Annotated in this window: 2 protein-coding genes; both read left to right on the top strand. The window is 47.4% G+C overall.

Translation table 11 applies throughout. The features are described 5' to 3' along the window. Positions 1 to 1,056 (top strand): phage minor head protein (locus BW951_RS22255; RefSeq protein WP_139326251.1); only part of this gene is annotated, 1,056 nt, incomplete at its 5' end. 162 nt (positions 1,057 to 1,218) lie between these two features. After that, a partial coding sequence (locus BW951_RS22250) for a hypothetical protein (protein WP_139326250.1) occupies positions 1,219 to 1,745 on the top strand: 527 nt, incomplete at its 3' end.

Here is a 1,745-nt window from a genome sequence, read left to right as displayed (position 1 = left end):
TACAACGAATTTAAGGCATCGCATACCCCTTTGTTAGAGGCAATAAAACAGGGATTCGGGAAAATGAACTTTGATTTTGACAGTACCGACCACCGCCGGATGAGGGCTTGGATGAATAATATACACCGGTTCGGAGCAGACAAAACGCAGGCGGAAGTCTACGAACTTAATGAGATGTTAAAGGATCCGGAAGTAAAAAGTTTTAATGATTTCAGAAATAAGGCAAAGTCAGTATTTCCGAACTATAAGGAATTGTATCTGAAAACGGAATGGGATCATGCCAACGCCACCTCCAATATGGCGGCTCGGTATCTGGAAATGGTGGACGATGTAGAAATTGCGCCTTACTGGAGATTAAACGCCATTATCGATGACGGAACGACGGTGATTTGTCGGAGTCTGGACGGGAAAGTCTTTGACAAAAGGGATCCGGATTCATGGAAATTCCTGCCCCCGCTCCATTGGAAATGCCGCACCGACGCCGAGGACGTTTTCGATGATTACGACGGGGAAATCACAAGCTTTGACGGTGCGATACAAATTGATCCGGACGGCTGGGAACGAATGCAGAAACAGGGCTTTGATGTCAACTGGGGAGATAGTGATCAGGTCTTTACCCGCGCCCAAAGCTATTTAAAAAAGCTGCCGAAAGATGCCACGCCTATCAATGTGGATGATTTGGGCATTACGGATTACGGGCTTTCAGAATGGGCAAAAGTCAGAAAAAATACCTACCCCGAAAAAGCGGTTACCATAAAAAGCCATATCGACAAAACCGGAATGGCAAGGGTCATCACAGCGGAGAACCTCCCTGTATGGATTGATGCCATGACCGTGCAGTCCGATGATATGCTCTTCACGCAGATCCGCGAAACGCTCATCCGTCCCGACGAAGTCTACTGGAGTGATTCTACGGCAGTTCCGCAGACAGTTTTCCTACGCTTTTATACGGACGGAGCCCTGAAAGTAACCACCGAATCTGTCCGGGTTACGGCATATGAGTGGATCAGTGATCCCGATACTGCCCGCAGAGGGCTGCTGGTAGGACAAAAATAAAACCTCCGCAAGGGAGGTTTATACTCTTGATGAGCTGTAGAAATGAATGAATAAATGAGATAATAAGCGAAGGATTATAGTTTCACTTGTTATAAATCATCGATAAAAGTAAGAAAATAATCCGGAATACCACCGGCACAAAGAACATTTTTATTACCTGTTATGAACGGTTTACAATATGCACTGGATCTGATCGACCGCTCGTTTTCCAACGGGATCAGCCGCGCACGAAATGAAACAAGGGGGCTTGACAATGCCGTCAATACTGCCAACAGCGGGATCGGGAGGTTAAGAAATACCGGGCAAAGCACTTTTAGCAGTCTTGCACAATACGCCAGGACTGCCGGAATCGCCATTCTTGCCGCACTCTCCGTGGGTGCGCTCACCAGTTTCGGAAAAGAGATCACCGGGATTACTTCCAAATTCGAGGGAATGGAAAATGCCATTGTCTTTGCCTCCGGTCAGCAGGGGGCAAAAAACATGGCATTTCTTGATACGACGATAAAAGACCTTAACCTCAATATGGAATCTTCTTACAAGGGATTTCAGACCTTAACGGGATCCCTCAAAGGGACTGCCCTCGAAGGACAGGCAACGCGGGATATTTTCGAGGCGGTCGGAATTGCCGCGTCGGTGATGAACCTCTCGGCGGAGCAGAGCGAAGGGGCATTTTTAGCACTTTCGCAAAT

It is taken from the genome of Chryseobacterium gambrini (assembly GCF_900156825.1).
GTDB lineage: Bacteria > Bacteroidota > Bacteroidia > Flavobacteriales > Weeksellaceae > Chryseobacterium > Chryseobacterium gambrini.
The sequence above is the reverse complement of the archived record's forward strand: the minus strand, read 5'-3'. Positions and strand labels throughout refer to the sequence as shown.